This window comes from Bacillus cereus group sp. BfR-BA-01355, from assembly GCF_022663675.1.
In the GTDB taxonomy this organism is placed as follows: Bacteria; Bacillota; Bacilli; order Bacillales; family Bacillaceae_G; genus Bacillus_A; species Bacillus_A thuringiensis_S.
In genome coordinates, this window is record NZ_JAKUFY010000233.1 from 1 (window position 1) to 2,707 (window position 2,707).

The following is a 2,707-nucleotide window of genomic DNA, read 5'->3' on the forward strand; positions in this document are numbered from 1 at the left end:
ATTCAAATATCCTCGTGCTAATGCGATACCTCCTATATAAAGTTCACCTACTGTCCCAATAGGGACAAGTTTTTTAGCTTCATTTAATACATATACCTCTACATTGGGAATGGACCGACCAATAGGAGGTGCTCCATCTCCTTTGTATATTCCCGCAACGGTATAAACTGTAGTTTCTGTTGGACCATACGCATTAATAAAAAGGTGATTTTGCATCCATCGTTTTGCCACTTGTTCACTACAGGCTGATCCCGCAGAAATAACAACCTGTAAATCTTTAAATACAGATTCATCTAACAAATTAAGTACCGTAGGGGGTAAAAGTGCATGTGTAATTTTATTTTTTTGCAAGAACTGAGTAAGTGGTTCAACTGGCATAATATCGTGTTGACTACATACATATAAAGTTCCACCTGAAACTAGGCTAGTAAATATCTCAAATACTGAAGCATCAAATGATAATGAGGCAAATTGAATATTTCTACTGTCTGAATTCATTTTTGTTAAATTAATACTAGAAATAATAAAGTTACATAAGCTTTTTTGTTCAATTAATACCCCTTTGGGTTTTCCTGTAGATCCAGATGTATAGATTACATATGCCAAATTATCTGGTTTAACTTCAATTGTAGGATTTATATTTTTTTCTCTCGAAATATTCATTTCATGTTCTTTTATATTAATACAGTCTATTTCTTTAGGTATCCACTGTGTTGGATGGTTTTGGGTTAGCAATACTTGTATGTTGGCATCTTTCAAGATATATTTAAGCCTCTTTGTTGGATATGCGGGATCTAGTGGGACATATGCGCCACCAGCTTTTATTATTCCTAATATACTTACAATCATCTCTAAAGAACGTTCTATATAAACCCCTACCATACTTTCAGGGCCTATGTTTCGTTTTTGTAGATAAAAAGCTAATTGATTTACTTTTTCATTTAATTCCTTATAAGTTAACTGTTGATCTTTATATACCAACGCAACAGAATCTGGATTCTGAATTACTTGCTGTTCAAATAATTTTTGAACAGTGTGTTCTGGTCTGTTTGATAATTTAAGATTAGTATTCATTATATCACTCCTTGAATATTATATTTAACAGTACTCATAGCGGTCCCAACAACAAAGCGCGAATTTCATACGCTCAGGAATTATAAAGATTATAGCCTTAGCGTACAGAATCTATGAAATGTTGGTGCTACCCCATAAGGAAAACGTAAACAATCTCATTAGGCATATTAACTTTTAGGGGCAATGCCTTAATAAGTCAATTATATAACAAGTATTAACATTTGAAGATTTAAATTTTAAAAATTTAGTCAATTAAGAAAACAGAATGATTCATTGTATTTGCATCCCTAAAAAAATCCCATCTGTTCATTTTGTACAAAAAACTTTAAATCAACATTGATATTATAATGAATTAGTTAAATTATAAATATAAGTAAATAGCGAAGAATATTGCATTCTTACTGAAAGATATATATATTTATCTAAAAATAATATATGCATTAAATATATACATATAGTTATACGCATCTATTAATAAAATCCATCATCATCTTTTCTTTTTAAAGTGTTCCAAATATAAATTAATGTATAATTTATATATAACAAAGAAAAAAGTACCTACTCTTATAGGTACTTTTTTCTATTTTGATTAATTGTGCATCTAGTTACAATTGCGACTTCATTTATATTTGAACAAAGGTTAACTAAAATGAGTGAGTCTATAAAAGATTACTATTTAAATAATATAAAAATAGATTGTTCAAATTAAGAATTCTAAAGATCCTAGATTATGCCTAAACAGATAAGTAGCTAACCATCTCTACACTCGATACCACAGAAAGACTGCCAGTAATGGTGGTCTTTTTAAATTGGTGAGATTGTACTAGGTTGAGCAAAAAAATGGAACCGAAAAAGTTATTTCTAATGAGGATAGCCTTCTTATGATGAAGTTTAATTCAGTGGATCTGCAAGCAAACATAAAAGAAGGAAAAAATTACAATTTTACTTTACGTGGATATAGAGTACCTATACTTTCATGGTTTCCAAATTTAGATGGTGCCGAACCACAAAATTAGCACTATTCTTTAATAAAAAATCCTACTCATTTTTTACTGAGTAGGATTTTTTATTAAAGAGCTATTTCGTATTAATTTGTGCCATCATTTAATATGCTATTTTTAAATGATTTCCAAATTTGATAACTAATTATCTAAATTTCTAAATTCTATACAGCACTATCAATTAAACAATTATTAAATATATCTTCTATCTAAAACATCGTATTATCATTAGCTGCTTCACTTGGAATCTCTTGAATTACATCCCAGTGTTCGACAATCTTTCCATCCTTGATACGAAATATATCCACTATAGCAACTCCCTTATCTTGAGAATTAGTACGAGAATGTACATGAAGAGCAACCGTATCCCCTTCAGCTACTACACGTTTAATCTCTGCAGAGGAATTAGGATTTTTAACAAAATCCTCCTTAAAGAAATCCATGAAGGCTTTTCGTCCATCAGCAACAAAAGGATTATGTTGCTTATACTCTTCACCTACATATTTAGGGATAATATCGATATTATGTTTGTTAAAAACTTCATTATAGAAATCAACTACCATCTTTTTATTCTTTTCATTTTCTTTTACTTCTTTTGATACAGAAGCAACATTTTCGCTCTTAATTGAGTT

General features: G+C 30.0%; 2 protein-coding genes. Both read right to left on the reverse strand.

Features of this window, described 5'->3' with window-relative positions; translation table 11 throughout:
• Positions 1-1,074: amino acid adenylation domain-containing protein (locus MR167_RS31160; protein WP_242316212.1), on the reverse strand; the 1,074-nt coding region annotated here is incomplete at its 3' end.
• 1,210 nt (positions 1,075-2,284) lie between these two features.
• Positions 2,285-2,707, reverse strand: a 423-nt coding sequence (locus tag MR167_RS31165) for a nuclear transport factor 2 family protein (RefSeq protein WP_242316213.1), incomplete at its 5' end; no start/stop codon positions are given.